Origin of the sequence: Haloarcula halophila, from assembly GCF_029278565.1 — an archaeon.
Taxonomy (GTDB): domain Archaea; phylum Halobacteriota; class Halobacteria; order Halobacteriales; family Haloarculaceae; genus Haloarcula; species Haloarcula halophila.
Genome location: NZ_CP119559.1, coordinates 2,941,303 through 2,966,372 on the forward strand (window position 1 = coordinate 2,941,303; position 25,070 = coordinate 2,966,372).

Consider the following 25,070-nt stretch of genomic DNA (forward strand, 5'->3'; position numbering starts at 1 on the left):
CGCTCACTCGGGGGGACCGCCGCTCGCGAGCTTCTCGACCGCGCCCCGGAGGTTCCCGGCGTCGAAATCGTGATCCGGGCGGATGTTGACGAAGTCGAGGAACTCCTCGGCGGCGAGCAACGCCTCCGTATCGTAGTACTGTGCCGCGGCGTCGACGGCCGTGTCGGCGCCGACGATCGGTTCGAGCGCGCCCAGGGCACACGCCAGATCGTAGGCCCGCGCGTCGGCGATAGCGTCCTCGCGGACGCTCGTCGCGTCGATGAAGTACACCTCTCCGTCGGCCAGCAGGACGTTCTCACACCGAAAGTCCCCGTGTGCGAGCCCGTCCTCGTGCATCCGGTGGAGGAATTCGAACACCGTCGGGGCGTGGTCCGCAACTGTCTCGGAACTGAGGTCGTCGAACGTCTCGAACTCCGCGAGATACTCCAGGACGACGACACCCATCTCCTCGTACTCGAAGGCCTCGACCGGTTCCGGCGCGTTGATGCCCAGTTCGCGCATCCGCTCGGTCGCCGCAAGTTCGTGCTCGGCCATCTCGTAGGGGGTCCCGAAGTGCTCGAAGAACCCCTCGGTCCCCGAGGAGAACGCCCCCAGGTTCCGCCCCGTCGTCAACAGCGCGTGGACCAGCGAGTTCTGCTGGGTGATCACCTTCACGAACCAGTGGTCGTTGACGACCAGCGGCGTCGAGAGCCAGTTGTCCGCCTCCAGAAACTCGACGCGGGCCGACGACTCCTCGTACCGGTCCATCACCGCCCGAACCACGCCTTCGAGTTGGTCCCAGGGGACTGTCCCCCGGAGGAACCGCCGGAACGCCATTGACCGCACAGAGGTCTGGGCCGGGGATAGGGCTTGTGCCCCCGGCCTACGACGTCGCCTTGAGATTGTGGACGACGTCCAGCCACTCGACGATCTCGGCGGTCGGTTCGATCGCCGACAGGAGGGTGTCGACGTCCTTGTAGGCCATCGGGGCCTCGTCCCGGACCGCCTCGACGACCGACTCCGAGTAGATGCCGTCCATCGCCTCGGCGAACTCGTCCATGTCGACGACGTCGTGGGCCTGCGTGCGGCTCATCACGCGGCCAGCGCCGTGGGGCGCGGTCCGGTGGTAGTCGTCGTTGCCCTTCCCGCGGGCGATGACCGACCCCTCGGCCATGTTGAACGGGATGACCAGCCGCTGGCCCTCGCGGGCCGGCGTCGCCCCCTTCCGGATCGTCAGGTCCCTGAAATCGATGTAGTTGTGCACGCTCTGGAAGCGGTCGACGGGGTCGACGCCGATGGCCGCACAGATGGCGTCGCTCATCAGTTCGCGGTTCCAGCGGGCGTACTGCTGGGCGAACAGCATGTCGACGTAGTAGCCGTGGGCCTCCCGGCCTTCGAGCCAGTCGAGATCGGTGTTCCGGTCGCCGTCGTCGCTGTGGATCGCGTCCTGGAGCCGTCCGAGCCTGTCGAAAGCCTCCTCGATCTCAGCGCCGTCGAGTTCGCGCCGGAGGCGCTCCTTCTCCAGGTATGACTCGCCCTTGCCGCCGGTGACCCACTCGTAGAGGTCGCGGGACTCGACGGTGTCGGGGTCGAACTTCAGGAACTGGGTGTACTCCTCGGGGATCTCCTCCCGGAGTGCGCCGATGGTCCGGCGGTCGGTCGCCGTCGACTGCCAGTACTCCGCGACGGACTTCCCGAGGTACCGTGACCCGCTGTGGATGACGAGCCAGTAGTCGCCCGACTGGCGGGCACGGGCGAACTCGACGAAGTGGTTCCCGCCACCGAGCGTCCCGGCGCTCTTGATGATGTGGTCCATCCCCTGGCGCTGGGCCGCGAGCACGCGGTCACACAGCCCCTCGAAGTAGTCGCCGTCGTAGCCGTCGAACTCGAACTCGATGGGGGCGACGTGTTCGCCGAACCGCTCGGCGAAGGCTTCGTCGAACTGCTCGAAGACGTCGTTGGCCCGGTCGAAGGGAAACTCCTCGACGAAGTGGACGGCGTCGTCGTAGCCGTGGACGTTCCGGCCCATAGGAACTGCCTCACGTACGCGGCGCTCGCGCTCGGCGTCGTCCAGGGGGAGTTCCGGCCCCAGGTTCGTCGCACACATCCCACAGCCCACGTCGACACCGACGATATTCGGGACGACGCGGTCGGCCAGCGGCATCGTGAATCCGATCGGTGCACCGGCACCCCAGTGCGTGTCGGGCATCACCCGGACCGGTTCGGTGAAGGCCGGGTGATCGATGAGTGTCTTGATCTGGTCGAGACACCCTTCCTCGACGAGGGAGTCGTCGTCGACCATCACGCGTGCCGTGGTGTGGGCACCTTCGAGTTCGAGGGTCATTATCGACTGCTAGCCTACTGGCGGTGTTGAAGGTCACGGTCGTCCGTGACCGAGTCCCACGCCTCCGCTGGACGGAAAAAGCCCCTCCCGAACACGGTGCAACGACCGAAAGTACAGAAATCTTCATTTCCAGCCGCTCAGAAGGGTTTTCAGTCGATGGGAACGCCCGTCTGTTTATATGTCCCTCCACAGCGGACATGCACATGTGAGGGAACACTGATGTCCTACCAAGCAAGCAACCCCCTGGACGAGGCGTTCGAGTTGAAGCTCGACGGCCCGTGGACGGCCTACTGGCTGGCGACGCTGCGCGTGTTGACGGGCTGGTGGTTCTTCCACGCAGGTGTGACCAAGCTCATCGAGGACGGGCTGGCTTACAGCTACGGCCCGGCGTACATGCAGCAGATGACCGGCACTGCACTGGGGCCGATCCCGGTCTGGATGGGGAACAACCTGGCGTGGTTGATCGCGCCGGGCGTGCCCCTCTTCGAGACGCTGATCGGGCTGGCGCTGATGGCCGGCGTGTTGACGCGGTTCGCCTCCTTCGGCGGGGTCATCTTCATGACCCTGTTCTGGATCGGCAACGCCAGCTTCGGCCACGGTCTGGTCAACAGCGACTTCATGGGACTGCTGCTGTTCATCACCATGATCGTCCTGGGCACCGGCCGCTACTACGGCCTCGACGCCATCATCGAGAAACTCCAGTTCGTCCAACGACGCCCCCGGCTCAAATACCTGCTGGGCTGACCCACAGGACACACGACACGAACCCACATCACGAGACATTCCAACAACGGTGACCCAACATGACTGACATCATCGACAAAGCGGCAATGGCACTGAGCGGCGGACTGATGCTGCTGGGCGTGGTCGGATTGGGGATCGTCGAGATCCTCGCCGGTCAACCCTACGGAGCGGCACCCATGACCAACGACGCCGGCGAAGTCGTGGCGACCCCGATGGTCGACCCGACGATCCGAACCGGGCTCGTCCTGGCCGCCATCGCGGTCCTGGGCGTCTACGCCGCCTACAAACTCGTCACGCCTGTCCCCGAAGAAACCACGGCCGGCCGCGAAGTCACCGCCGACTGAACCGTGTCGGAGACTGACCCAACCTGATTTTCCCCGTTCCGCCGACACCGACGAGCGGGAGGGCCGTCACGACGGCCAGGTTCTTCTCCCAGGGGTGTCTCCTCCCGTCCATGCTCGACGCTGGTGACGCGGCGCCCGACTTCGACCTCCGGGGGACCGCTGGTGGACAGACGGGTGCCTACCGACTCTCCGCTGCTGCCGGACAGGCGCCCGTCGTCGTCGCGTTCTACGCAGAGGATTTCACACCCAGATGCCGGCGATACCTGGCTGCGCTCCGGGACGCGGACTGGGACACGCTCACCGACGGGATCGCGGTCTTCGGTGTGGCCTCGGGCGGGATGGAGACACACCGCGAGTTCGCGGCGGACCTCGATCTCCCCTTTCCGCTGTTGGTCGATCACGCCGGCGTCGACGCACAGTTCGGCGTCCAGCGCCCCGATGGGACGACGCGACGAGCGGCGTTTCTCGTCGACGGGCGCTGTCGCGTCCAGTTCGCGTGGGCCGACGACGGGACGGGGACGGTCCCCGATCTCGATCCGCTCTTCGATGCCGTCTCGACGCTGTAACCCCCGTTCTCAGTCGGTCGACACCGGGCCGTCGACGTGGAACCCGTCCCCGAAGACCACGAGTGACACGTCGCTGCCGTCGAGGAAGATGGGACCGGGCACGATCGGCCGGACGGGCGACAGTTGGATGACCGTTGTCCTGTTGTGGTACGTGATACCGACCGGCTCGACGCTCGCTCGTGGGGAGCCGAACGACAGGCCAAAGTCGGACCGGTCCCGGAACGCGTGTATGGGAACACCGCTGGAGAGCCGCCAGGAACAGGCCGAAGCAGTCGTCGACCGGCTCCACGAGGAGTACCCCGACTCGACCATCTCGCTGAACTACTCGAACCGGCTGGAACTGCTGGTCGCGGTCGTCCTCTCGGCACAATGTACCGACGAACGGGTCAACGAGGTGACCGCGGACCTCTTCGAGAGTTACCGGACGCCACAGGACTACGCCGAGGCCAGCGAGGAGCAACTGGCCGAGGACATCTACGGGATCACGTTCCACAACAACAAGGGCGGCTATCTCAAGGGGATCGGCGAGAGGATCGTCGACGAACACGACGGCGAGGTCCCCGACACGATGTCGGCGTTGACCGACCTCCCCGGTGTGGGCCGCAAGACGGCCAACGTCGTCCTCCAGCACGGCCACGACATCGTCGAGGGGATCGTCGTCGACACCCACGTTCAGCGGCTCTCACGCCGTCTCGGACTGACCGAGAACGAACGGCCAGAGGCTATCGAACAGGACCTGCTGGAGATCGTCCCCGAATCCGAGTGGCAGCAGTTCACCCACCTGCTGATCGATCACGGCCGGGCGGTCTGTGGCGCTCGCAGCGCGGCGTGTGTGGGCTGCGTGCTCGCGGACATCTGTCCCTCCGAGCAAGGCGACAGCGAGATCGATCTGGCAAGCGGCGAGGCCTGGTGATCGGGGGTCGGCGAGAGACGGTGCGAAGGAACGGTCGTTCGGATCGGCTCAAACCGCGTACCGGAGCACGTACCGAGCGAAGCCGACGACGTAGGCCAGCATCCAGAAGATGACGTAGCCGAAGACGCCGATCCGGAGCCGAGAGCGCCAGTGGCTCATCGTATCGCCGCCGATTTCGTCCAACAGGAGGTCCTCGTCGTAGTCGTTGTAGAGGTCGTGTCGCTGTTTTGCCCGGAAGATGCGGACGATCCCGGTCCCGCCGAAGGCCAACAGCGCGTAGGCCTGGAGCCCGAGGTAGGCGTGGACCGCCGACAACCCGCCGAGTTGGTCGGGAAGCCGGGGGAGCATCCAGCCGAGCATCGGGACCGTCGTCAACACCAGTCCGGTGACGACGAACTTCAGGTGATGCATCAGCACGTCCCAGGTGACCGGCTCGGTCTCGATGATGTAGTAGGCGCCGTAGACGAAACAGGGGAAGCTCAGTGTCACCGACACTAGGGCGACCGTGGCGATGACCCCGTCAGAGACCATGATCGGGCGTTAGAACAGCGTGTGCTAAAACGTGCCGGATGGCGAAGGTCAGAAAGTGTAAGACCGTGCGGACCCTACCTGTGTGTAATGGCCGATCCGGATTCGACCGCTTCCAACGACACTGGCGTGGGTGAGCCGGTTTCCGTTCCGGACGAGTCCGCAGACGAGTCCGATCCGGACCCCGACGCCGACACCACGGACGCGGAGATGGACGAACTCCGCGAACAGGTCGAACAGAAGTACGACTTCGACGACTTCGGCCCGGCCGACATGGCCGAGATGTCCGCCGAGGAGTGGGAGGCCGTCTTCGACGCCGAGACCTGGATCACCGACGAGGAACTGTTGGACCGGGTCGAACGCGACCTGCTCACGCGGGTCGCAAACAGGGACGTCTTCGCCCGTATCGAGCGCCACCACGAACCGCCACACGTCCTCGCCTACTCCGACGAGGGGTACGCTGTCGTCTACCCCGACGGCAGTATCGAGGGCGAGGGGACGGTACTCCGGGACGTCAAACCGACCGTCGCGCTGTGCTCGATGGACTCCTACGAGGTCCCCGAGGAGGTTCCGCGGAACCCGTTGCCCGAACCCGAAACCGTTCCGGAGGGCGGCGGCGAACTGGGCAACTGGATGCTCCAGGCCATCGCCGGTGCGCAACTGCTTGCCGGCCTCGCACTCATCGTGGGCGGTGGCTTGGCGACGGCCGGTATCATCGGCGACGCCGGGACCAGCATCGCGTTGCTGTTCGTCGCGGGGTTTGCCTTCGTCGGCGTCTCGCTCGTCCTGTTTTTCACCGTCGCCAACGCCAGACTTTCCGATAAGTTCCGTGCAGAGGAGTACCGCGACCGGTTGCGAGCGATCGGCCTGGAGGACGGGGAGCGCCCGGAGTTCGTTCCCGAGATCGAACCCGAATATGACGGGGATCGAGCCGACACGGATTCGAGCGACGAAGCGGGGACGTGACACCGCAAGCGGGTGTATTCGGTGGGTTTATACAAACTCAGTCCCGAGCCACACGTGTACATGAACAGACGGGAGTTCGTCCGGACCGCAGGGGGTGCCGCCGGGACAGCGGCTGCCCTCAGTGCCACCGGTTCGGCAGCCGCCCAAGAGGACGGCGGCGGTGGCCAGACGGTCCCGGACTACGGCGGCTACCTCGGCCAAGTCGGGAACTTCGACGGACCGACGAGTACCGTCGACGCAACCGGGCAAGATACGGTAACAGTCGAGGTTGGTGTCCAAGCCAACGGCGGCGCGTACGGGTTCGGTCCGCCGGCGGTCCACGTCGACAACGGCGCGACCGTTCAGTGGGAGTGGACCGGTGAAGGCGGCGGTCACAACGTCGTCCAGGACAACGGTGAGACGCTCGATTCCGGGAGCGCCGTCTCTTCGAGCGGCGTCAACTACGAACACACGTTCGAGGAAGACGGCATCTACACGTACTACTGTGTCCCACACGAGGGGCTCCAGATGAAAGGTGCCATCGCCGTCGGGTCCGACTACCCGACACAGACGATCGGTGGGGGCGGTCCGGTCGAAGTCGACCCCCACTACGCTGGCGTCCCGATCCAGCCACACTTCGTCGGGATCGGTGCCGGTCTCGCCATCTTCCTCCCGCTCGTGTTCACCTTCTTCACGCTGAAATACGGTGAATCGCCACACACCAGCGGAGGGAACAACTGATGGCCTCGGAAGGCTCCACCTACGGTGACATCCACCGTTACGAACCGCCTCGGGAGAGCACCGCAGCGGCCGTCGGGATCGTCCTCCTGACAGTCATCCAGGTGTTTTTCGTCGGGCTGTTCACCTACGGAATGCTGGCCGGATGGGCCTCCGGTATCGGGACGACGCTGACGGTCAGGCTCATCGAGGCCAACATGTTCCTCGGTGGCGTCCTGACGGTCATCTTCCTGGATCTGGCGTTTATCATGCTGTTGTACCGGAAGGAGTTCCTCCCCGACGTGATGATCGTCAAGAAACGCCGCCGCAAGTGGGAAGACCTCTACATCCGCCAGGAAGACGTCGACGGGACGACGGCCCTCGACGAGGAACAGCTCGTCGACACGATCAAACGCGCAGTCTATCCATACTACAAGAAGTAACATGCCACTAGACGAAGACAAATACCCCGCCGAAACCGGTCGTCGTCGGTTCGTGAAAGGCGTCGTCGGCAGCGCGGCCCTCTCCAGCGTCGGTGCTGGTGGGCTCGCCGCCGTCGACGCGACCACGGACGCGGCCGGTGAAGGCGGTGGGACGACACAGTTCGTCGGAGTCGAGAACACGGACGGCCCCGCACCACGTGGGATGCCGATCATTCCGATCGAGATCGACGGTGGCCAGATCAACGGCGTCTGGCCCGAATACGATGAGGACGCTGGTGCCGCCATCAATCGTGATTTCGGCGGCAGCGGGATCGACTACTCCTCGGCGTGGTTCCAGTACTGCGGGATGCAGACCGCGGAAGGGATCTACCCACAGGCAGACCAGGACAACGCCTTCCGGCACAGCCCCGGGACGTTCTCCTGGCAGGGCGAGTACGAAGCCGGTACCGCGCTGACCGTCGACATGTTCTCGGACTACCAGGAGTGGGGCAACGGGATCGGTCGCGCGGGCGTCGGGAAACCGGCCAGTGTGACCTGGCGCTCTGACGGTGACGTGACGTCGATCCCGGTCCAGATACTCCGGTCGGTCGAGGTCGAACGGATGGCCAACGGCGAGGGGGAGTACGCTGAGCTCCCGAGCAGCGTCCAGTCGTTCATCTCGGCGGCTACCGATCAGGGATTCATCGCGTGGCTGAACAAGTGTACGCACTTCTGTTGCGTGCCCGGGTTCAAGAAGAACGCGGGGAGTGCGAACTTCGGTGCCGCAGACCAGATCTACTGTGGCTGCCACCAGTCCGTCTACGACCCGTTCAGCCCGGTTCAGACGACGTTCGTGGCGCTACCACGGCCCCCACAGACTGAGTAACCATGAGTCTAGAACGCAAAGACGAACACGACCACAAAGGCTGGATGAAAAAGCGGGACCTCTCGCCCATCGAGACGGTGTATCTGACCGCACTCATCTGGCTCGACAAACGGCTCCGGGTCGTTGACTACCTGGAGATCCTGGAGGATCTCTACTACAAGGTCAACATGCAGATGCCCAAGAGCCACACCGAGCAGTACAACCTCGACAACAAGTTCTGGTACTGGTACCCGTTGTACGCGTTGGGGTCGTTCTCGACGGTCGCGTACATCGTCGCGGCGATCTCGGGCGCGTTGCTCGGGTTCTACTACGCGCCGGCGGCCGCCGCCGCGGACGGCTCGCCGACGGTGGCGTACGACTCGGTGATGCTCATCATGGGCCAGCTCAACCTCGGCTACTTCCTGCGGTCGGTCCACCGCTGGGCCGCACAGGTGATGGTCGCCGCCGTGTTCCTGCACATGCTCCGTGTCTACTTCACGGGCGCGTACAAGGAACCGCGTGAGCTGAACTGGCTCATCGGGATCGTGCTGATCTCGCTGACGCTGGTGTTCGGGTACACCGGGTACCTGCTCCCGTGGAGCCAGCTGTCCTACTGGGCCGGCCAGATCGGCGTCGAGATGTCGCTGTCGATCCCGCTGATCGGCGAGTGGGTCGCACAGCTGATGTTCGGCGGGTTCACGCTCTCGCAGGCGACACTGCAACGGATGTACATCCTGCACGTGTTCTTCCTGCCGTTCATCACGACTGCGGTGATCGCCGTCCACATCGGCATCGTCTGGATGCAAGGCATCGCGGAACCACACTGATACTATGAGCGACAACGACACAGACACGGAATCCGAGGACGTCCGCACGGACGGCTCGGGCGGTGGCATCGTCGCGCCGGACGACGAGACCCCGACGTGGTCCGAACGGAAGACCCGGACCCAGGGGCTCTCTCGGCTGACTTACGAGTACTTCGAGCGGGCACGACGCGAGGACCAGGACCTGCGCCAGGAGTCGGACTACGTCGAGCGTGACGTGCTCGCGTTCCCGGCCTGGCCCCACGAGATGATGCGCAACCTCGCGCTGACGAGTTTCTTCGTCGGGATGATCCTGTTCGTCTCGGCGGCGCTCCCGCCGGAGATGCCCAACCCGGCGAACTCCGGGGTGACGCCCCAGCCGATCCTGCCGGACTGGTATCTCTACTGGTCGTTCGGGCTGTTGAAACTCGGGCCGCTGAACCCCGACCTCTCGATCCTCGGCGGGTCGAAGCTCATGGCCGACCGGACCTACGGTGTGCTGGCGAACGTCGCCGTGGTCGGGTTCGTCGCGATCGTCCCCTTCCTCAACAAGGGGTCCGCACGTCGGCCGGTCGAGCAGCCGTTCTGGGCCGCCGTCGGTATGTCCGGCGTCGTGTTCAGCCTGACCATCGCGGCGCTGTCGATCAAGAACCTGCTCCCGATCGACTCGCACCTGCTGTTCGACCTGACGTTCCTGCTCCCGTTCGTCAGTGCGACGATCACCTACGCGGTGTTGAAGACGATGCGGGAGGGGTACATGTTCGACCTCAACCGCCGGTACTACCGGTTGCGGCCGCCGAAGTAACTCCGGATTCGCTCGGTTCCGTCGGGTCGCCGACGGCCGCTCCCGTCTCGCCGCAGTAAAGTAACTCCCGTCCCTAGACAGATCGATGACGAACGACCAGTCCGGCGATAGCGGCCGACGGGACGTCGTCGTCCCGGTACGTGTCTACAAGACGGTCACGGTGTTCTCGACGCTGTTTGCGATCCTCTCGGTCGTCGGTGGGTTCATCCTCGTCGACGTCGCGACCAACAGGGCGTCGGCACCGGTCTCCGAGATCGACGCCCCGGTCGCCATCGCCGGGATCGGCCTCATCCTCGCCGGGACTGTCGTCTACGCGTTCTCGACGCGTTTTCGGACCGAGGAGATGGGAAAGTCTAAAGACGACGCTGCCGAACCATCTGATAATGGCTGACGAATTCATCAAGGGCTTCGCTATCCTCATGACCGGCGGCCTCGGCTGGATGACCGTCGCGGGCTGGTACCGGACGCCGAGTTTCGAAGGGGCACAGCTCACCGGCGAGGTCACTCTGGAGAACCCGACCGTCTTCGACCAGGCGGCGCTCATGTTGGGCGACGTGTTCTTCTGGTTCGCGATCCTCGGGGCGCTCACTTTCTGGGTTCTCATCCCTGCCTTCGACGAACTCCGCGAGTATCTCGACGAACGATCGGCCTGATCGCCGTCACAACTTTTTCCGAATCGATCCGTCTCCGGCCACAGGCCAGTTTCGCTCTTCGATACCGAAAAGCGGCGGGACGACGCGAGCCTCATTTGGGGAACCGTCGTGAGCACACCACGTACCGTTCTCTGCCACCGGCGGCGGCGTCTGTACGTCGACGTGTTACAGTTTCGGGTACAAGCCGCCGAGCCTATCGCTCGGCGGCGAAAGTGCGAGAAAAACCGCGTTCGTGCTCAGACGACGGAGTCCCAGGGGCCGGCGATAACCCAGAACAGGCTCTGGTAGCTGGCGTACAGCAGGACGAGCATCGCCGCGAAGATCGATCCTTTCGGCCGTTCGAGCGGCATATCCCGGCGTGCTTCGACTCTCCGTGCCTCGAACTCGAAGAAGTCGGTGATGATCGCACCGAGGACGAGCATCGACATGACCATCCCACCGTGGTGTGCCAGGGTCATGTAGTAAAACGAGGTGAGGATGAGGATGACGTTGCTCGCGGTGTGGGCGGGATGGCGGCCGAGCGCGTCCGCGCCGCCGTCCTCGTACTGCTTGGTGTGTCGTCTGTGGGCCAGTTGCCGCGTCACGAGGTTTGCGATCACCAGTCCCATGATAACGTACTCGATCACGAGCACGCCACCGGGGGCTGTACTCCCCATGATGGTGTCGAGTGGCCCGAAGAGCGTGACGGATGGCTGCATACGTGATTCTCAGTCCGAATCCCATTAGTGTCTTTCCACTCGGCGCCGGCGAGACCGGACTCAGGTGAACCGCGGGCGGCTCTCGTCGACGACGGCGACCCGAACGGTCCCGGCTGGTGACAGTGTCACGGGTTCCCCTCTGTCGACAGTTCCGGTCGGCGTGTCGTCGATCAACAGCGTGACGGTGGCTTCGTCCCGTTCGACCGTCAGCGTCAGTTCCTCGATCGGGACGACCCAGTGGTCGGGGTTCGTCGCAAACGGTGCGATCGGAGCGACGGCGACGATGGGCGACGGGGAGAGGACCGGGGCGCCGGCCCGTCGCGCGTATCCCGACGAGCCGGCGGTGGTCGCGACGACGGTTCCGTCCGCACGGAACGCGTCGATCGTATCCGTCGGGGTCTCGACGCCGAACTCGGAGATACGCGCCGCGTCTTCGGTGACGAGTGTCACGTCCCAGACGGCCTCGCCGACGCGCTCGTCGCCGCGAACGACAGACAGCGTGTGGTGTCGCTCGGTCCTGGCGTCCGCCAGGGAACCCACCGCTTTCCGGACCGAGTCCCGCGGGACACTCCGTACACCACGTCCGGCGTCGATCGGGAGAACCACGGAGTCGGTGACCGCCCGGGCGACCGACGCGAACGCCCGTTGGCCGACAGCGAGGACGAAATCGGTCCCGGGGACCGACCCGTCGGTCCGACACTCGACTGTCCAATCGTCGTCTCTGAGCAGTTCGGCGACGGACTCGTCACCGACAACGCCGACGGAACGGGTGCTCATCACCGGCTGTTCGGTCAGCCGGAAAAAAAGCCTGCCGCCCTCGTGTGCTCAGACCGGGAGCTTCTGCTGAGCGTACTCCCACAGCAGCGGCACGTCCGAGAGGTGAAACAGCTTCGTCATCGCCCGGAAGTTCCCGTTGTTGACCTCCGTCAGCGTGTCCGAGTCGTTCCTGTGGAGGTCACGCATCAACTGGTCGTATCGATCGTTGGGCGCCAGATACAGCAACTCCGTCATCAGCAGGCGTTTCCGCTGATTCGGGGCCACGTCGCTGTGCCAGAGGCGGTCGTAGACGGCCAGTGAATCCGCCGACGTATCGGGCGTGTTCGGTGTCAACGCCGCGTCGGCGGTCGCCGCCGCCGCCCGGGCGGATTTCATCCCCTTGTGGATGCCTTCGCCCCACAGCGGATCGATCGTCGGGACGGTGTCGCCGATGGCCATGAAGTTGTCCGTACTCACCGACGACGGCGGCTGGATGTGGGCCGATCCGCGGTGGGCCTGGGTCCCCTCGATGCGCGTTGCGTCCTCGAAACGGGGATCGGTATCGAGCCAGTACTCCAGGTAGTCGTCGATGGCCCACCCGTCGCGGGCGTTCTCGCGGTGGGCCTCGTTCTGGATGTAACAGAGGCCGACCTTGGCGGTGTCCGCGCCGGTGTGGAAGATCCAGGAGTAGCCACCCGGTGCCAGGTCGTGATCGAGGCGCAACATCATCGAGTCGGTCAGATCGGCGTGTTGGGGGTGATCGACCTGGATGTTCTCGAACTCGTACTCGATGCCGATGGCCTGGTGGTCCCGCTCGAGATCACAGACGCCGAGTTTCTTGGCAAGCGGCGCTGCCGGTCCCGTCGCGTCGACGACGATATCCGCGTACACCTCCTCGTCGCCGGCGTATCGTACACCGGCGATTTCCCCGCCTTCCATGATCGGCGCCGAGACGCGTGAATCGAACCGGTAGGTCGCCCCGTGTTCGCGGCCTTCCGCGACCAGCCACCGCTTGAAGTCGGCGAACTCCAGTACGGCGCCGGTCTGTGTGCGGACGTAGTGGTCGTTCGGTGACTCCAGGACGACGTCGTCCGTGTAGTTCATCACGACGTCGTCCGGAATGTTGAACGCCGTCATCGCCGAAGGGAACGTTCCGGCTGTGGACTTGTTGCTCTGACGTGGGAACTCGTCTTCGGATTCCGTCTCCAGAACCAGCACGTCGTACTCTCGCTGCGCCAGGTCCCGGGCACACTGTGCCCCCGCAGGCCCTGCCCCCGCGATCACCACGTCAAAGCGCTCGCTCATAACCGGTGGTTACACCTCGCGGTAATCAACCTTGCTGAATCCACCGAGATACTGTGGGTCCGGGCGTTCTCGAAAGGGTAAAGACGCCACCAGCCACACGACTGGCCAACGCGGGGAGACGAATCATGATACGTACTTCTGTGGCCGGCGCGCTCGCGGATCGCCGCCGCCTCCCGACTGCCCTCCGTGCGGTACTGGGGTACTACGCCGATACCGGGATCTTCGACTACGGCAGCCTCTCGCTGAAGTCCGAGGTCGACGACCGGACCGAAGCCATGGTCGCCGACGTGAACGCCCGTCTCGAGGAGGCACTGGCCGAGGAGTTCGGGCATCCCGTCTCGTTCGACTACGACACGAAGCTCATCCTGCCCGCACAGTTGACGCTGGGGTACGTCTACCGGAGCGCCCGTCGGCAGGCACCGGGCGACCCCGTGACCGACAGTATCGCCGACGGCGTCCCCGACGTAGACGAGGCAGCGCTAGAGCACGGCCCGGCACAGCCCCTCTCGCCCAGGGAGATGGTCGTCCGCGCCGAGCAGATGACCCGCCTCTCCATCGAGGCGCTGATCGACGGGGACATGCGGGACGCGATCAACGACGACGAGTTCGAGGACTTCGAGGTCGACTTCGACGCCGACGAGGACGACCTGCGCCGCGTCGCCGAGACGGCCCAGGGTGCCCTGCAGTCCCATCTCGACGGCTTGCTGGAGTCGATGCCGCCGGTGGTCGAAGAGGCTTACCAGTGGGCCGTCGACTACAGCGAGGCTCACCAGGACCGCGACGACTACTTCCGGGACCTGATGACCGACGCCGAAGCCGGCGACGAGGACGCAATCTCGGCGATCCGCTCGGAGTACAAGTTCGCCGACTACGAGGAAGACCCGCCGACGTTCGCCGATCGGGAGAAAGCGCTCCCCTACAGCAAGACCCAGTACGCCCGCGTGGGTGTCCTCTACGACGGGATGCTCGACCTCTATCGGCTCGCGGGGCTGGACATCGAGCCGGCGTTCGCGAAGTCGATCGTGTTGGCGATCATCGGCGCACAGATCTGGCTCGACGACGTCGACGACTACGACGACGACCGCCGGGAGGGACAGTTGACGCCGGTGACCGCGGAGTACCTGCTCGCGCCCGACGCGGAGGCGGGCTACCGGCACGTCCTCGATATCACCGAGCAGTACCTCGACCTGGCCGGGGAGCACGCCACGGACGCGGACTCGCCGCTGACGGGGATCGCCGCCGAGTACATCTATCGCTCGGGCGACCCCGACGTGTTGCCCGGTTCGCTCTGAGCGGGACGGCAGCCCGCGGGTCTCGCAGCTATCCCTTCCCGAGCGCTTCCTCGAACACCCGCTGTGCGCGGTCGTAGGCTGCGTTTCGGTCGACGATCGGGTGCGGGTACTCCGGTGCCAGCCGCTCGCGCTCACCCTCGGAGAGGGTCGGCCAGTCGACGATCTTCGCCGCCGGCACGTCCCGCAACTCGGGGACGTACTCGGTGACGTAGGTCGCCGCGTCGTCGTACTTGCTCATCTGTGCGACCGGATCGAAGATGCGGACGTCGACGGAGTCGGTGCCCGTCGAGGCGATCCACTGCCAGTTGCCGGCGTTGGTCGCCGGATCGTGGTCGATCAGTTGCTTCGTGAAGTACCGAAGCCCCTCTCGCCAGTCGGTCAGGAGGTGTTTCGTCAGGAACGAGGCGACGTTCTGCCGGGGCCGGTTATGGACGTACCCCTCCTCGTTTAGCTGTCGCATCCCGGCGTCGACCAGCGGATAGCCCGTCTCGCCGCGCTTCCAGGCGTCGAGGTGGTCGGGGTCGTCCTCCCAGGCGATCTCGTTGGGGAAGGACTTGTAGTTCGCCGACAGCAGGTCGGGGTTGTAGTACAGCAGGTGGTAGTTCTGCTCGCGCCAGGAGAGTTCGTACCGGTACTTCTGGACGTTGCGCTGTGCGCTGCCGGTGACCGCGGCCTTTCGGTCGCTGGCGTCACGCCAGACCTCCCGAATCCCGATCATCCCCGCCGCGAGGTACGGCGACAGTCGCGAGACGGCACCGACCGGGCGCTCGACGGCGGCCGTCATGTCGTCGCGGGTGTCGTTGTACGTCTCGATGCCGTCGTCGAGGAACTGGTCGTACCGTTCGCGTGCGGCCTCGTACCCCGCGGTCGGCAACTCGATGTCCGCTGTGAGGTCGGGGACAGTCGTCCCGTCGGAGCAGTCGGCGAGTTCGGCCTCCGTCGGGGCCTCGGCCGGAGGCAGTTTGTGCTCGGCCTGCCAGTCGTCGTAGAACCGGCTGTGGTTCCCGTAGCGGGGGGCCAGCCGTTCGGGGTCGACCAACAGGAGGTCGGTCACGGACTTAGCGGGCACCGCCCCGTCGACGCGGCGCTGTCGGTTCCGTCGGGCCGGGCGGTAGTGTTCGTTGTAGACCACCCGGTCGGCGTCGTACTCCGTAACAACCTCAGAGAGAACGTCGGGGGGATCGCCTGATCGCACGAGCAGGTCGCTTCCCCGCTCCCGGTAGGCCCGCTTCAACGCCTGTACGCCCTGCAAGAAGAACGCTCGCTGGCGCTTCCCGACCTTCTTCAGGACATCCGTGTCGACGACGTAGACGGGGACGACAGGCCCGTCGTTCGCGGCCAGTGCGAGCCCGCGGTTGTCCGGGACTCTGAGGTCCCGCTGGTGCCAGAAGACGTTCATGCAGGGTCGAGGGTTCCCCGACGTAAGTCACCGCCACCAACGCTGTTGGGTGTGGGTCGTCGACACAGCCAACTCGTGGTCTCACAGGCGTCCCGATAGCGGCTAGCCGAGCGTCCGACGAGCGAAGCGGGCCGGTCCACAGAACCCGCGCCGCTCGTCCTTCGCGTCCTGCTTGCGGTACTCCCGCAGGACCCCGGAATCGAGGCCACAGGCCGAGATTCCGGCCTTTTTGTCGGTGAGTGGGTCGCGGCCGGCGGCCGCGACCGAATAGCGTGGCGGCGAAGCCGCCACGCGGTGCGCGAAGCGCACCCGAACCGGAAAACGGTAGTCTAGTAGAACTCCCGCACTAGGTCCATCGCGCCCTCGGGAGCACCGTCGGGGATCTCGGCCATCGAGGAGTCGATACCCTCACGCTGTTCGAAGGGGACGGAGTCCTCGTTCTGGTAGAGCACGCCCATGTACTCCTTGTCGGATTCGAGGATCTTGTCCTTGGCCTGGTCGCGGTTGTTCGGGTCGTGGTCCGTCTCGTCGAGGTCCACGATGGCGTCCCGGAAGTAGTCGTAGGTGTCGACGTCGTTGAACGTCACGCACGGCGAGTAGACGTTGACGAAACCGAAGCCGTCGTGTTCGATGGCCTGCTGGATGATCTCGGCGTGGCGCTGGGCGTCCGAGGAGAACGACTGTGCGATGAACGTCGCGCCGGCCGACAGCGCCAGGGCCTTCGGGTTGACCGGGGGCTGTTTCGGTCCGTCGGGAGTCGTCCCCGTCTCGAAGTCCTCACGCGAGGTCGGGGAGGCCTGACCCTTCGTCAGCCCGTAGATGCGGTTGTCCATGACGACGTAGGACATGTCGACGTTCCGGCGGACGGCATGGATGAAGTGGCCGGCACCGATGGAGTAGCCGTCGCCGTCGCCGCCGGCGACCATCACTTCCAGGTTGGGGTTGGCCATCTTCACGCCGATGCCCACCGGCAGGGCGCGGCCGTGGACGCCGTGGAGGGCGTAGCTGTGCATGTAGGTCCCGATCTTCCCGGAACAGCCGATCCCGGCGACGACGAACGTGTTGTCGGGATCGTTGCCCGTCTCGGCCAGGGCCTTCATCATGCCGTTCATCGTCCCGAAGTCGCCACAGCCGGGACACCACGTCGGTTGCTTGTCGGACTTGAAATCTGTGAATCGAACGTCTGAGCTCATTCTGCTTCAACCTCCTGTGTACCGCTGTCTGAATCGATCGTCTGCTTGACCTCTGTTGCGAGTTCGTCCGCTTTGAACCGGACGCCGTTGTACTTGTTGATTCGCTCGACGCGTTCTAACACGTCGTGTTCGACGATGTCGGCGAACTGCCCGGTCGCGTTACACTCGACGACGATGACCTTCTCGGCGGCCGCGACCTCGTCGGTCAGGTCCGGCCGCGGGAAGATGTACGGCACCGAGACGAACCGGACGTCGTACCCTTCCTCGTCGAGCAGTTCCAGCCCTTCACGCATCGCCCCCTCGTTCGACCCCCACGAGAGCACCAGCGTGTCGGCGTCGGGGTCGCCGAACTCGCGGTAGTCGAAGTTCTCCTGTTCGCGAGCGGTCTCGACTTTCCGCTGGCGCTTGTCGACCTGTTCGATGCGCACGTCGGTGTCCTCGGTCCGGCGCCCGAGTTCGTCGTGTTCGAGGCCGGTGGTCATGTGTGCGCCGTCGGCCGTCCCCGGGAACGCGCGCGGCGAGACGCCGTCGGCGGCCGGGAAGTGGGCCTGGAAGCGGCCCTGCTCGTCGAGCCAAGCGTCGATCTCGTCCTCGTCGACGACTTTCCCGCGGTCGATCTCGACCTCGTCCATGTCGAACGTCTCGGGGGAGAACGTCTGTTCGGTGACGGCCATCGCCAGGTCCGAGACCAGGAAGACCGGCGTCTGGTACTTCTCGGCGAGGTTGAACGCCTCGACGGTCTTCCAGAAACACTCAGAGACGGTCGTCGGTGCGACGACGAACCGGGGGATCTCGCCGTGGCCGCCGTACAGCGTCATGTTCAGATCGCCCTGTTCCTGCTTGGTTGGCATCCCCGTCGAGGGGCCGGACCGCATCACGTCACAGATGACCAGCGGCGTCTCGCTGGTCGCGACCAGCCCGAACGTCTCCGTCATCAGGTCGATACCGGGTCCGGACGTCGCGGTCATCGCGCGAGCGCCGGCACGGGCCGCGCCCAGTGCCATGTTGATCGCGGAGAGTTCGTCCTCCGCCTGGACCACCTTGCCGCCGTACTGATCGACCCGGCCGGTCATGTACTCCATGACGTCGGTGGCGGGCGTGATCGGATAGCCGGAGTAGAACCGACAGCCGGCAGCGATCGCGCCCATCCCGATAGCCTCGTCGCCGTTGAGCAGGACGTAGTCCGCGTCGGTGGTCTCCATCGAGTAGTCGAAGCTCTGGTCGTACTCCTCCTGGACGTACTCCTGGCCCATCCGGGCGGCCTGTTTGTTGTTCTCGACGATCGCTTCGCCCTTGTCGCCGAAGCGTTTCTGGAGACTCTCGTCTAAGTTCTCGATCGGGAAACTCGTCACCTCACACGCCGCGCCCAGCGCGACGACGTTGAGCATGATCGCACCGCCGGCGTCCTCGGCGAGCCGCTTGAGCGGGACCTCAAGGGCAGTGGCGCCGTGGGGAACCTCGACGTCTTGCATCGTCGAGCGTTCGCCGTCGTAGATGATGACCGAGTCCTCGTGGAGCTCGTCCTCGTTCTCGTGGATCGTCCGCTCGGTCAGCGCGATGAGGATGTCGAGACGGTCGACGACGCTCTCTACGCGGTCGACCGAGGTCCGCACTTTGTACGCGGTGTAGCCTCCGCGGATCCGGGAGGCGAAGTCCTTTGAGGTGAAGACGTGTCGACCGGCCCGGGAGAGCGCCTGCGCGAAGATCTTCCCGGTAGAGTCGATCCCATCGCCGGCTTCCCCGCCGATGGCCCAGTTGAGGTCCTCTGGCATACTACCGCACGGGTAGCCTGCGGGGGAAGAAAAGGCTTCTGTGTGCGCCCGCACGCGCGAGGGTACTCGGATGTGAAACAATCGATGGGATTGCCGGTAGAATCGACCGAAACCACCTTGTCGGGGCCGACCTTCCTCGCCGATATGGACGAACGTTCACTGCCCGTCACAGCGGTTCGGTCGGTCGGGCCCGACGCCATCGCTATCGACATCGAGACGCCCGCCGAGTTCGACGCACAACCGGGCCAGTTCGTCAAGGTCACGCTCCCCGGTGAGGACGAGTCGCGCTTCTATACGATCTCCTCGCCGGACGTCGAGGGAACCTTCGAGATGACCGTCGGCATCGATCCCGACGGCGAGGTCGCCCCACGGCTCGCCGAGCTGGCTGCCGGTGACGACCTGTTGGTGGCCGGACCGTTCGGCTCGGACTACTACGAGGGTGAGTCCCGGGCGGTCGTCATCGCCGGTGGCCCCGGCGTCGGCCCGGCCGTCGGGATCGCCGAACGAGCACTGGCGGACGGCAACGAGGCCGCTGTCGTCTACCAGGACGACGACCCGATCCACGTCGATCGTCTCGACGCCCTGCGGGAGGCCGGTGCGGTGGTCCACCTGCTGGGAGACGACGAGGAACTGACCGAGGCCGTCGCCGACGCCGTCGCCGACGGCGGACAGGTGTTCATCTACGGCTTCGCCGACTTCCTCGACGCGGCGACGGCGGCACTCGGTGCGGCCGGTGTCGACGCCGACGACGCGAAAGTCGAGAACTTCGGCTGACCGGTGTGTCCGACGACACCCGTGCCGATCGAAGCGGGATACACGGGAGCGCAACAAAACCTATAACCCGATCGTCCCAACTCCGTCCATGCGCGAGGCAAGTCGAACGACGCGCCAGCGCATCGCTGATCGGTTACGCGAGGAAGCGATGGCCGCGGGCGCTATCGCGACTACCTTCGAGATACAGACCAGCGACGCGCTCACACACGTCGAACACATCGCGAAATCGCTGGAGCCGACCGACGAGCAGTTGCTCGTCGCTCCGCCCGAATGCGAGGAGTGTGGGTTCAGCGACTTCGACGACCTGACGAACCGCCCCAGTCGGTGTCCCGAGTGCAAGTGCGAGAGTATCACCGAACCGGCCTACCGGATCGGATAGCGTGTTCCCGACCGGACCACCTCACTGCCCGGAGAACCCGATCCGGCCGCGGGAGGACAGATCGTGGTCGCCGGACGACCCCCGCTTCTCGAACTCGTAGCGGTCGTCCGCCAGGTAGACCGACCCGTCGGCCGTCGTCACGTCGATCTCCTCCAAGACGGCCCCCTCACACGGACCGTACGTACAGTGGCCGGTGTCACACTCGAAGGTGGCACCGTGTTTCTCACACACCAGTTCGCCGTCACGGCGGGGCGCGCCGCTGCCCTTGTCGAGGCGGATGTCCCGCCAGTGTGGGCAGTAGTTCTCGAAGGCCACGACACCGTCGCTGAGACGGACCAGGATCGCCTCCTCGGTGTCGAAGCCGTCCCGGACGGTAAACAGGAAACTCCCGTCTTCGGGGATCTCGTCGACTGCCGCGATACGACTGTCCTCGTCCATCGTTGGCCGACGTAGGGGCGACACTGTTTTCAACGCCCCGGTCCGCCGAGCCACGCTCGCCAGTCCCCCGGCTCAGTAGTGTTCGCGCTCGATTCGCTCGTCGTAGAGGCGTTGGAGGAGCTTCGTCATCGGCCCGGTCCCCACGTCGATCCCGTCGACGGTCCCGACCGGACGGAGTTCCCACGTCGAGTTGGTCAGGAACGCCTCGTCGGCCTCGCGAACGTCGTCGAGCGTGTACGCGCCCTCCTCGACCGGGAACCCCTCCTCGCGGGCCAACTCGACGACGACGTCCCGCGTGATCCCGGGGAGCAAGTCCAGGTCTGTGCTGGGCGTGCGTAACGCGTCGTCGGCTACGAAAAAGAGGTTACTCGTCGCGCCCTCGACGACGGTCCCGTCGATGTCCCGGACGAGCGCTTCGTCGGCGGCGTCGCCGTCGGGCGCTGCACGCTGGAGTTCCAGGCGAGCGAGGATTCCGTTGAGGTAGTTGTGGGTCTTCGCGTCGGCGGGCAGCGATTCGCTGGGAATCCGGCGGGTCCGGACCGTCTGGAGGTCGGCCGGCCCGTCCCAGACCGGGTCGCCGTCGCGGCCACCCGTCGGGAGCTCCGAGCAGATGACGACGACCGTCGGCTCGACCTCGGGGTCGGGGGTGAGCTTCCCGGGCTGGACCCCGCGGGTGACCGAGAGCTTCACGTACGCCTCCTGGAGGTCGTTGGCCGCCAGGGTTTCGTCGACCCGCTCACGGAGGTCGTCGGGAACGGCCGCCCCGAACCCCAGCGTCTCGGCGGTCCGCTGGAGGCGGTCGCGGTGGGCGTCCCACCGGAAGGGATCGCCGCCGTAGACCCGCAGCGTCTCGAAGGCGGCGTCGCCGTACATGAACCCGCGGTCGCGGACCGATACCGTCGCCTCCTCGGCTGGGACGAGCCGGCCGTCTACGTGATACTGCATGTGAGACAGAAGTTCTCGATCATGGTCTTGCCGTGGTCTGTCAGGATACTCTCCGGGTGGAACTGGACGCCGACGTGTGGCCGCTCGCGGTGGCGCACACCCATCACGATGCCGGCCTCGTCGTCGGTGTACGCGGTCTCTTCGAGGACGGCCGGCAACTCGTCGCGGTCGACCGCCAGCGAGTGGTAGCGGCCGACCTCGACACCGTCGGGGACCCCCTCGAAGACGCCCTCGCCGTCGTGGGTGACCGCCGAGGACTTGCCGTGGACGACCGACTCGGCGTGGCCGACGGGTGCTCCCGCCGCGGCACACAGCGCCTGATGGCCCAGACAGACCCCCAGCGTCGGATACGAGAGGTCGGCGAAGATCGGCATCGAGACGCCCGCTTCCTGGGGAGTTCCCGGGCCGGGCGAGACGACGATACCGTCCGGGTCCAACTCACGAATGTCGTCGACGTCGACGGCGTCGTTGCGCCGCACGATGACGTCGTCTTCGGTGCCGCCCAGGCGGAGGACGACCTCGCCGACGTACTGAACGAGGTTGTACGCGAAGGAGTCGTAGTTGTCGACGACTAGGACCGTCGGCGCCGTCCCGCCCGTCATCGTCGTCCCTCCACGGAGAGGTCGGCCCGTGCTCCGAGCGCCTCGTCGACCGCGGTCACGAGGGCACGACCCTTGTCCAGGGTCTCCTCGTACTCGCTGTCGGGGTCCGAATCGGCGACGATTCCCGCGCCAACGCGGAGATGGTACTGCTCGCCGTAGCGAACCAGCGTGCGGATGACGATGTTCAGTGTCGCCCGCCCGTCGAAGCCAAAGAGGCCGATCGAGCCGGTGTAGGGGCCACGCCGGGTCCCCTCGACCTCGTCGATGATCGCCATCGTCCGGGGTTTGGGCGCGCCGGTGATCGTCCCGCCGGGGAACACCGCGGCGACGGCGTCCCGCAGCGAGGACCGCTCGCGTAGTCGGCCCTCGACGAGCGAGACGAGGTGCATCACCTCCGAGTAGCGGTCGACCCGGCGGTAGTCGGTCACCTCGACCGAGCCGAACTGGCTCACTTTCCCCAGGTCGTTTCGCTCTAAGTCGACGAGCATCGCGTGTTCGGCGCGCTCTTTCTCGTCGGCCAACAGGTCCCGCTCCAGCTCGTCGTCGGCGTCGGAGGTCTCCCCGCGGGGCCGGGTCCCGGCGATGGGTTCGGTGACCAGTCGCTCGCCGTCGCGGTGCAACAGCAGTTCGGGGCTGGCACTCACCAGATCGATCCCGGGGAACTCCACGAGTGCGGAGTACGGTGCCGGGTTCACGGTCCGGAGCGCGTCGAACGCTTCGACCGGGTGGACGGCCGCCGGCGCGGTCAGGCGCTGGGAGACGTTCGCCTGGAAGGTGTCGCCGTCCCGAACGTACTGTTTGACCGTCCGCACGCGGTCGGCGAAGGTCTCGCGGGTGCAGTCGCTCTCGAAGCGCGCCTCGTCGGTCGATACCGGCGGGTCGCCGACCGACGGATCGCCCTCGACGGCCCGGCGGGCCAGTTCCAGCGCGTGTTGTTTGCCGAACTCGTAGGCTACCCCGACGTCCGGATGGTCGTCCAGCCGCGGACAGGCGGTCACCCGGAGTTCGACCGGCCCGTCGCCGCGGGGCTCCTCCCAGGCGGCGACCCGGTCGTAGGTCGCGAGTTGGAGTCGTGGCAACGCGCGGTCGGGGACTGCGGAGTCGGGAATGGCCTCCAGTTCACGAGCGACGTCGTAGGAGAGCCAGCCGACGGCTCCACAGGGATAGGGGATTTCACACGGCCCACGGGCCAGCGTCTCGCCGTCGAGGACGGCCGCCAGCGCGTCCAGGCTCCCGCCGGTGTCGGGGCCGACCTCGTGGAAGTCGGCGGGTGCCGTCGCGAAGTACCCCCAGCCGGACTGGCCGCCGGTCGTCGCCAGGTAGACGCCGCCGGTCCCCTCACGGGCACGCCGGTAGGCAGTGAACGGGTCATCGACGGTAGTCCGGAGTTCGACCGGCACGCGAGCGTCGGCGGGCGCGTCGCTCGCGACCCGCTCGAACGTCTCGCGGTCAGTTTCGACCGTTCGCATCATCGATGCAAAACAGCGGCGCGACTAATTCGCTTGCGGTTCGTCCGATCAGTACTCCCGTGCGCGCTCGATCCACCCCGAGACGCGGCTCTCGGAGAGGTCCGTCTCCGCCGCGATGTCGGCCGCGTCGGCGACTGCCAACTCGCCGACCGTCTCGATGCCGACCCCGGAGAGCCGCTCCGCGTAGGCGGGGCCGATCCCTTTGATCGCTGTCACACCGTCGTCGGAGCCTTCTGGCTCCGCTGTGGGTTCGGAGTCGGCTGACCCGGTGGCCGTCTCCGATTCGGCCGACTCGGCGGCCGTCTCGGCCTCGTCGTCTCCGTCGGTGTTCGACACCATCGTCTCGGTCCCTTTGACGGCGTCTTCGGACTCGGTTGCGGGTTCGCGCTCGACGGTCACGTCCACGTCGCCGGACCCACTGGCGCTCGTGGCCGACTCGGTCCCGTCGAGTCCGAGGGCGGATTTCAGTTTCTGGAGCAGACCCATACCGTCCTCTATCACAGCCCGACACTAATCTCTTGCTGGAGCGTCCGACCCCAGGCCCGCCCGCAACGCCTCGTTCATGGCGCTGACGGGTGCGTCCCGATCCGTCCAGATCTCGAACGCCTCGACACCTTGATACAGTAGCATCCAGGCGCCGTCGACGGTCCTGGCGCCGGCCGCGGCCGCGTCTTGGAGGAGCCGCGTCTCGATCGGCGAGTAGACGGCGTCCAGCACCGCGAGGTCGCCGTGGAGTGCCCCGGCCGGCACCGGCGTCTCGTCCTCGTCCATCCCGACGCTGGTGGCGTTGACGAGCACGTCGGCGTCGGCGAGTAACTCGGCCAGCCCGTCGAGTCCGTGGCCGCTCGCGCCCGGGACCGCATCGGCGAGGTCGTGCGCGCGGGTTTCGGTTCGGTTGGCGATCCTGACGGTCATCCCTTCGTCGGCCAGCCCGAACGCGGCCGCGCGACCGGCCCCGCCGGCGCCGACGACGACCGCGCTCCCGTCGAGAGTTACGTCGTGGTGTCGCAGCGCGCGGACGGCCCCGACGGCGTCCGTGTTGTGGCCGGTCGGCGTCTCGCCGGTGAAGTCGATGGTGTTGACCGCACCGATCCGCTCGGCGAGCGGTGCCGGTTCGACGGCCCCGAGCACGTCCTGTTTGAACGGGGCGGTGACGTTGATCCCGTCGACGCCGAGCGTGTCGGCGGCGTCCACGGCGGCCGCGCCGGCGTCCGTCGCTGGTTCGAAAGTGACGTACTTCGCGTCGAGCCCGACCGCGTCGTAGCCCGCCTCGTGCATCGGCGGGGAGAGCGAGTGGCCGACGGGGTTCCCGATGAGCGCGTACACGTCCATACGCTGTCCGCGTCCGCGCCGGACATGAACGTCACGCTCTCTGCCCGGATTCGCAACCTTTTCACGACGACCTCTGTTGAATACTGGT

At 65.9% G+C, this 25,070-nt stretch carries 31 protein-coding genes; 15 read left to right on the forward strand and 16 right to left on the reverse strand.

What is annotated here, in order from left to right; all coding sequences use genetic code 11:
- Nucleotides 1–3: 3 nt before the first annotated feature.
- Both P0204_RS15490 and P0204_RS15495 read right to left on the reverse strand, forming a co-directional pair.
- Nucleotides 4–816, reverse strand: coding sequence for an RIO1 family regulatory kinase/ATPase domain-containing protein (locus tag P0204_RS15490; protein WP_276220634.1), 813 nt, complete (start codon nt 814–816; stop codon nt 4–6).
- 46 nt (nt 817–862) lie between these two features.
- Nucleotides 863–2,323 (reverse strand): RtcB family protein, encoded by a 1,461-nt coding sequence (locus P0204_RS15495; protein WP_276220635.1) that lies wholly within the window; start codon nt 2,321–2,323, stop codon nt 863–865.
- Nucleotides 2,324–2,542: 219 nt separating this feature from the next.
- On the opposite strand from P0204_RS15495, the gene P0204_RS15500 reads away from it, so the two are divergent.
- The 4 genes from P0204_RS15500 (at nt 2,543) to nth (ending at nt 4,890) form a co-directional block, all read left to right on the forward strand.
- A complete protein-coding gene (locus P0204_RS15500; RefSeq protein WP_276220636.1) occupies nt 2,543–3,067 on the forward strand; it encodes a DoxX family protein in 525 nt (174 codons plus the stop codon).
- A gap of 59 nt (nt 3,068–3,126) precedes the next feature.
- Nucleotides 3,127–3,411: a hypothetical protein gene (locus tag P0204_RS15505; protein ID WP_276220637.1), complete on the forward strand. Its 285-nt coding sequence runs from the start codon at nt 3,127–3,129 to the stop codon at nt 3,409–3,411.
- A gap of 110 nt (nt 3,412–3,521) precedes the next feature.
- A complete protein-coding gene (locus P0204_RS15510; RefSeq protein ID WP_276220638.1) occupies nt 3,522–3,977 on the forward strand; it encodes a peroxiredoxin family protein in 456 nt (151 codons plus the stop codon).
- A 229-nt stretch (nt 3,978–4,206) separates the two neighbouring features.
- Nucleotides 4,207–4,890 (forward strand): endonuclease III, encoded by a 684-nt coding sequence (gene nth, locus P0204_RS15515; protein WP_276220639.1) that lies wholly within the window; start codon nt 4,207–4,209, stop codon nt 4,888–4,890.
- A 48-nt stretch (nt 4,891–4,938) separates the two neighbouring features.
- On the opposite strand, the gene P0204_RS15520 is transcribed toward nth, so the two are convergent.
- Entirely contained in the window at nt 4,939–5,421 is a 483-nt protein-coding gene (locus P0204_RS15520; protein ID WP_276220640.1) for a DUF7321 family protein, read from the reverse strand.
- A gap of 87 nt (nt 5,422–5,508) precedes the next feature.
- Between P0204_RS15520 and P0204_RS15525 the strand changes: the two genes are divergently transcribed.
- The 8 genes from P0204_RS15525 to P0204_RS15560 all read left to right on the forward strand — a co-directional run bounded on the left by P0204_RS15525 (nt 5,509) and on the right by P0204_RS15560 (nt 10,628).
- On the forward strand, nt 5,509–6,384 hold the full coding sequence (locus P0204_RS15525; protein WP_379801856.1) for a DUF7319 domain-containing protein: 876 nt from the start codon (nt 5,509–5,511) through the stop codon (nt 6,382–6,384).
- Nucleotides 6,385–6,444: 60 nt separating this feature from the next.
- Nucleotides 6,445–7,104, forward strand: a complete 660-nt coding sequence (locus P0204_RS15530) for a halocyanin domain-containing protein (protein ID WP_276220641.1) — start codon at nt 6,445–6,447, stop codon at nt 7,102–7,104.
- Nucleotides 7,104–7,523 carry a DUF7318 family protein gene (locus tag P0204_RS15535; RefSeq protein ID WP_276220642.1) on the forward strand — a complete coding sequence of 140 codons (420 nt, stop codon included), beginning with the start codon at nt 7,104–7,106 and terminating at the stop codon, nt 7,521–7,523. The genes P0204_RS15530 and P0204_RS15535 overlap by 1 nt, the downstream gene beginning before the upstream one ends.
- Before the next feature lies 1 nt (nt 7,524).
- Nucleotides 7,525–8,388, forward strand: coding sequence for a ubiquinol-cytochrome c reductase iron-sulfur subunit (locus P0204_RS15540; RefSeq protein WP_276220643.1), 864 nt, complete (start codon nt 7,525–7,527; stop codon nt 8,386–8,388).
- A gap of 2 nt (nt 8,389–8,390) precedes the next feature.
- Complete coding sequence (locus P0204_RS15545; RefSeq protein WP_276220644.1) at nt 8,391–9,194, forward strand: cytochrome b; 804 nt, start codon at nt 8,391–8,393, stop codon at nt 9,192–9,194.
- 4 nt (nt 9,195–9,198) lie between these two features.
- A complete protein-coding gene (locus tag P0204_RS15550) occupies nt 9,199–9,975 on the forward strand; it encodes a cytochrome b family protein (RefSeq protein ID WP_276220645.1) in 777 nt (258 codons plus the stop codon).
- A gap of 85 nt (nt 9,976–10,060) precedes the next feature.
- The gene (locus P0204_RS15555) at nt 10,061–10,366 is read left to right on the forward strand and encodes a DUF7315 family membrane protein (protein ID WP_276220647.1); all 306 of its coding nucleotides are present in this window, start codon (nt 10,061–10,063) and stop codon (nt 10,364–10,366) included.
- Nucleotides 10,359–10,628, forward strand: a complete 270-nt coding sequence (locus P0204_RS15560; RefSeq protein ID WP_276220649.1) for a DUF7314 family protein — start codon at nt 10,359–10,361, stop codon at nt 10,626–10,628. Before P0204_RS15555 ends, P0204_RS15560 begins: the two co-directional genes overlap by 8 nt.
- Nucleotides 10,629–10,864: 236 nt before the next feature.
- Here P0204_RS15560 and P0204_RS15565 read toward each other — a convergent pair whose 3' ends face one another.
- Genes P0204_RS15565 through P0204_RS15575 form a run of 3 tightly spaced genes read right to left on the reverse strand, consistent with a single transcriptional unit; the run spans nt 10,865 to nt 13,387 of the window.
- On the reverse strand, nt 10,865–11,326 hold the full coding sequence (locus tag P0204_RS15565) for a DUF7313 family protein (RefSeq protein WP_276220651.1): 462 nt from the start codon (nt 11,324–11,326) through the stop codon (nt 10,865–10,867).
- A gap of 60 nt (nt 11,327–11,386) precedes the next feature.
- Entirely contained in the window at nt 11,387–12,103 is a 717-nt protein-coding gene (locus P0204_RS15570) for an NAD(+)/NADH kinase (protein ID WP_276220652.1), read from the reverse strand.
- Between the two features lie 48 nt (nt 12,104–12,151).
- On the reverse strand, nt 12,152–13,387 hold the full coding sequence (locus P0204_RS15575; RefSeq protein ID WP_276220653.1) for a digeranylgeranylglycerophospholipid reductase: 1,236 nt from the start codon (nt 13,385–13,387) through the stop codon (nt 12,152–12,154).
- A 125-nt stretch (nt 13,388–13,512) separates the two neighbouring features.
- Between P0204_RS15575 and P0204_RS15580 the strand changes: the two genes are divergently transcribed.
- Nucleotides 13,513–14,679, forward strand: coding sequence for a hypothetical protein (locus P0204_RS15580; protein WP_276220655.1), 1,167 nt, complete (start codon nt 13,513–13,515; stop codon nt 14,677–14,679).
- 28 nt (nt 14,680–14,707) lie between these two features.
- Here the strand turns inward: P0204_RS15580 and P0204_RS15585 are convergent, their stop codons facing one another.
- The 4 genes from P0204_RS15585 to P0204_RS15600 all read right to left on the reverse strand — a co-directional run bounded on the left by P0204_RS15585 (nt 14,708) and on the right by P0204_RS15600 (nt 19,043).
- Nucleotides 14,708–16,078: a cryptochrome/photolyase family protein gene (locus P0204_RS15585; protein ID WP_276220656.1), complete on the reverse strand. Its 1,371-nt coding sequence runs from the start codon at nt 16,076–16,078 to the stop codon at nt 14,708–14,710.
- Between the two features lie 102 nt (nt 16,079–16,180).
- Nucleotides 16,181–16,369: a hypothetical protein gene (locus P0204_RS15590; RefSeq protein ID WP_276220657.1), complete on the reverse strand. Its 189-nt coding sequence runs from the start codon at nt 16,367–16,369 to the stop codon at nt 16,181–16,183.
- 38 nt (nt 16,370–16,407) lie between these two features.
- A complete protein-coding gene (locus tag P0204_RS15595) occupies nt 16,408–17,271 on the reverse strand; it encodes a 2-oxoacid:ferredoxin oxidoreductase subunit beta (protein ID WP_276220658.1) in 864 nt (287 codons plus the stop codon).
- Nucleotides 17,268–19,043 carry a 2-oxoacid:acceptor oxidoreductase subunit alpha gene (locus tag P0204_RS15600; RefSeq protein ID WP_276220659.1) on the reverse strand — a complete coding sequence of 592 codons (1,776 nt, stop codon included), beginning with the start codon at nt 19,041–19,043 and terminating at the stop codon, nt 17,268–17,270. The genes P0204_RS15595 and P0204_RS15600 overlap by 4 nt, the downstream gene beginning before the upstream one ends.
- 144 nt (nt 19,044–19,187) lie before the next feature.
- Between P0204_RS15600 and P0204_RS15605 the strand changes: the two genes are divergently transcribed.
- Together P0204_RS15605 and P0204_RS15610 are read left to right on the forward strand one after the other, a co-directional pair.
- Nucleotides 19,188–19,817 (forward strand): FAD-dependent oxidoreductase, encoded by a 630-nt coding sequence (locus tag P0204_RS15605; protein WP_276220661.1) that lies wholly within the window; start codon nt 19,188–19,190, stop codon nt 19,815–19,817.
- An 88-nt stretch (nt 19,818–19,905) separates the two neighbouring features.
- The gene (locus P0204_RS15610) at nt 19,906–20,196 is read left to right on the forward strand and encodes a transcriptional regulator (protein WP_276220663.1); all 291 of its coding nucleotides are present in this window, start codon (nt 19,906–19,908) and stop codon (nt 20,194–20,196) included.
- A 21-nt stretch (nt 20,197–20,217) separates the two neighbouring features.
- Here the strand turns inward: P0204_RS15610 and P0204_RS15615 are convergent, their stop codons facing one another.
- From P0204_RS15615 to aroE, 6 genes are all read right to left on the reverse strand, one after another.
- Complete coding sequence (locus P0204_RS15615; protein WP_276220664.1) at nt 20,218–20,634, reverse strand: Rieske (2Fe-2S) protein; 417 nt, start codon at nt 20,632–20,634, stop codon at nt 20,218–20,220.
- A 72-nt stretch (nt 20,635–20,706) separates the two neighbouring features.
- Nucleotides 20,707–21,579, reverse strand: a complete 873-nt coding sequence (locus P0204_RS15620) for an aminotransferase class IV (RefSeq protein ID WP_276220666.1) — start codon at nt 21,577–21,579, stop codon at nt 20,707–20,709.
- Nucleotides 21,564–22,181, reverse strand: coding sequence for an anthranilate synthase component II (locus tag P0204_RS15625; protein WP_276220667.1), 618 nt, complete (start codon nt 22,179–22,181; stop codon nt 21,564–21,566). The genes P0204_RS15620 and P0204_RS15625 overlap by 16 nt, the downstream gene beginning before the upstream one ends.
- Complete coding sequence (pabB, locus tag P0204_RS15630; protein ID WP_276220669.1) at nt 22,178–23,650, reverse strand: aminodeoxychorismate synthase, component I; 1,473 nt, start codon at nt 23,648–23,650, stop codon at nt 22,178–22,180. Before pabB ends, P0204_RS15625 begins: the two co-directional genes overlap by 4 nt.
- A gap of 48 nt (nt 23,651–23,698) precedes the next feature.
- Entirely contained in the window at nt 23,699–24,136 is a 438-nt protein-coding gene (locus P0204_RS15635; RefSeq protein WP_276220671.1) for a helix-hairpin-helix domain-containing protein, read from the reverse strand.
- A gap of 24 nt (nt 24,137–24,160) precedes the next feature.
- Nucleotides 24,161–24,982 (reverse strand): shikimate dehydrogenase, encoded by an 822-nt coding sequence (gene aroE / locus P0204_RS15640; protein ID WP_276220673.1) that lies wholly within the window; start codon nt 24,980–24,982, stop codon nt 24,161–24,163.
- Nucleotides 24,983–25,070: the final 88 nt, after the last annotated feature.

What these genes read in the sequence shown, in the direction of transcription:
- P0204_RS15610 (WP_276220663.1), top strand. Translation starts at nt 19,906, where the DNA reads ATGCGCGAGGCAAGTCGAACGACGCGCCAGCGCATCGCTGATCGGTTA.
- P0204_RS15500 (WP_276220636.1), top strand. Translation starts at nt 2,543, where the DNA reads ATGTCCTACCAAGCAAGCAACCCCCTGGACGAGGCGTTCGAGTTGAAG.
- P0204_RS15530 (WP_276220641.1), top strand. Translation starts at nt 6,445, where the DNA reads ATGAACAGACGGGAGTTCGTCCGGACCGCAGGGGGTGCCGCCGGGACA.
- pabB (WP_276220669.1), bottom strand. Translation starts at nt 23,650, where the DNA reads ATGCGAACGGTCGAAACTGACCGCGAGACGTTCGAGCGGGTCGCGAGC.
- P0204_RS15575 (WP_276220653.1), bottom strand. Translation starts at nt 13,387, where the DNA reads ATGAGCGAGCGCTTTGACGTGGTGATCGCGGGGGCAGGGCCTGCGGGG.
- P0204_RS15490 (WP_276220634.1), bottom strand. Translation starts at nt 816, where the DNA reads ATGGCGTTCCGGCGGTTCCTCCGGGGGACAGTCCCCTGGGACCAACTC.
- aroE (WP_276220673.1), bottom strand. Translation starts at nt 24,982, where the DNA reads ATGGACGTGTACGCGCTCATCGGGAACCCCGTCGGCCACTCGCTCTCC.
- P0204_RS15505 (WP_276220637.1), top strand. Translation starts at nt 3,127, where the DNA reads ATGACTGACATCATCGACAAAGCGGCAATGGCACTGAGCGGCGGACTG.
- P0204_RS15595 (WP_276220658.1), bottom strand. Translation starts at nt 17,271, where the DNA reads ATGAGCTCAGACGTTCGATTCACAGATTTCAAGTCCGACAAGCAACCG.
- P0204_RS15540 (WP_276220643.1), top strand. Translation starts at nt 7,525, where the DNA reads ATGCCACTAGACGAAGACAAATACCCCGCCGAAACCGGTCGTCGTCGG.
- P0204_RS15545 (WP_276220644.1), top strand. Translation starts at nt 8,391, where the DNA reads ATGAGTCTAGAACGCAAAGACGAACACGACCACAAAGGCTGGATGAAA.
- P0204_RS15495 (WP_276220635.1), bottom strand. Translation starts at nt 2,323, where the DNA reads ATGACCCTCGAACTCGAAGGTGCCCACACCACGGCACGCGTGATGGTC.
- P0204_RS15535 (WP_276220642.1), top strand. Translation starts at nt 7,104, where the DNA reads ATGGCCTCGGAAGGCTCCACCTACGGTGACATCCACCGTTACGAACCG.
- P0204_RS15600 (WP_276220659.1), bottom strand. Translation starts at nt 19,043, where the DNA reads ATGCCAGAGGACCTCAACTGGGCCATCGGCGGGGAAGCCGGCGATGGG.
- P0204_RS15605 (WP_276220661.1), top strand. Translation starts at nt 19,188, where the DNA reads ATGGACGAACGTTCACTGCCCGTCACAGCGGTTCGGTCGGTCGGGCCC.
- P0204_RS15560 (WP_276220649.1), top strand. Translation starts at nt 10,359, where the DNA reads ATGGCTGACGAATTCATCAAGGGCTTCGCTATCCTCATGACCGGCGGC.
- P0204_RS15570 (WP_276220652.1), bottom strand. Translation starts at nt 12,103, where the DNA reads ATGAGCACCCGTTCCGTCGGCGTTGTCGGTGACGAGTCCGTCGCCGAA.
- P0204_RS15580 (WP_276220655.1), top strand. Translation starts at nt 13,513, where the DNA reads ATGATACGTACTTCTGTGGCCGGCGCGCTCGCGGATCGCCGCCGCCTC.
- P0204_RS15585 (WP_276220656.1), bottom strand. Translation starts at nt 16,078, where the DNA reads ATGAACGTCTTCTGGCACCAGCGGGACCTCAGAGTCCCGGACAACCGC.
- P0204_RS15625 (WP_276220667.1), bottom strand. Translation starts at nt 22,181, where the DNA reads ATGACGGGCGGGACGGCGCCGACGGTCCTAGTCGTCGACAACTACGAC.
- P0204_RS15615 (WP_276220664.1), bottom strand. Translation starts at nt 20,634, where the DNA reads ATGGACGAGGACAGTCGTATCGCGGCAGTCGACGAGATCCCCGAAGAC.
- P0204_RS15565 (WP_276220651.1), bottom strand. Translation starts at nt 11,326, where the DNA reads ATGCAGCCATCCGTCACGCTCTTCGGGCCACTCGACACCATCATGGGG.
- P0204_RS15525 (WP_379801856.1), top strand. Translation starts at nt 5,509, where the DNA reads ATGGCCGATCCGGATTCGACCGCTTCCAACGACACTGGCGTGGGTGAG.
- P0204_RS15620 (WP_276220666.1), bottom strand. Translation starts at nt 21,579, where the DNA reads ATGCAGTATCACGTAGACGGCCGGCTCGTCCCAGCCGAGGAGGCGACG.
- P0204_RS15635 (WP_276220671.1), bottom strand. Translation starts at nt 24,136, where the DNA reads ATGGGTCTGCTCCAGAAACTGAAATCCGCCCTCGGACTCGACGGGACC.
- nth (WP_276220639.1), top strand. Translation starts at nt 4,207, where the DNA reads ATGGGAACACCGCTGGAGAGCCGCCAGGAACAGGCCGAAGCAGTCGTC.
- P0204_RS15550 (WP_276220645.1), top strand. Translation starts at nt 9,199, where the DNA reads ATGAGCGACAACGACACAGACACGGAATCCGAGGACGTCCGCACGGAC.
- P0204_RS15510 (WP_276220638.1), top strand. Translation starts at nt 3,522, where the DNA reads ATGCTCGACGCTGGTGACGCGGCGCCCGACTTCGACCTCCGGGGGACC.
- P0204_RS15555 (WP_276220647.1), top strand. Translation starts at nt 10,061, where the DNA reads ATGACGAACGACCAGTCCGGCGATAGCGGCCGACGGGACGTCGTCGTC.
- P0204_RS15520 (WP_276220640.1), bottom strand. Translation starts at nt 5,421, where the DNA reads ATGGTCTCTGACGGGGTCATCGCCACGGTCGCCCTAGTGTCGGTGACA.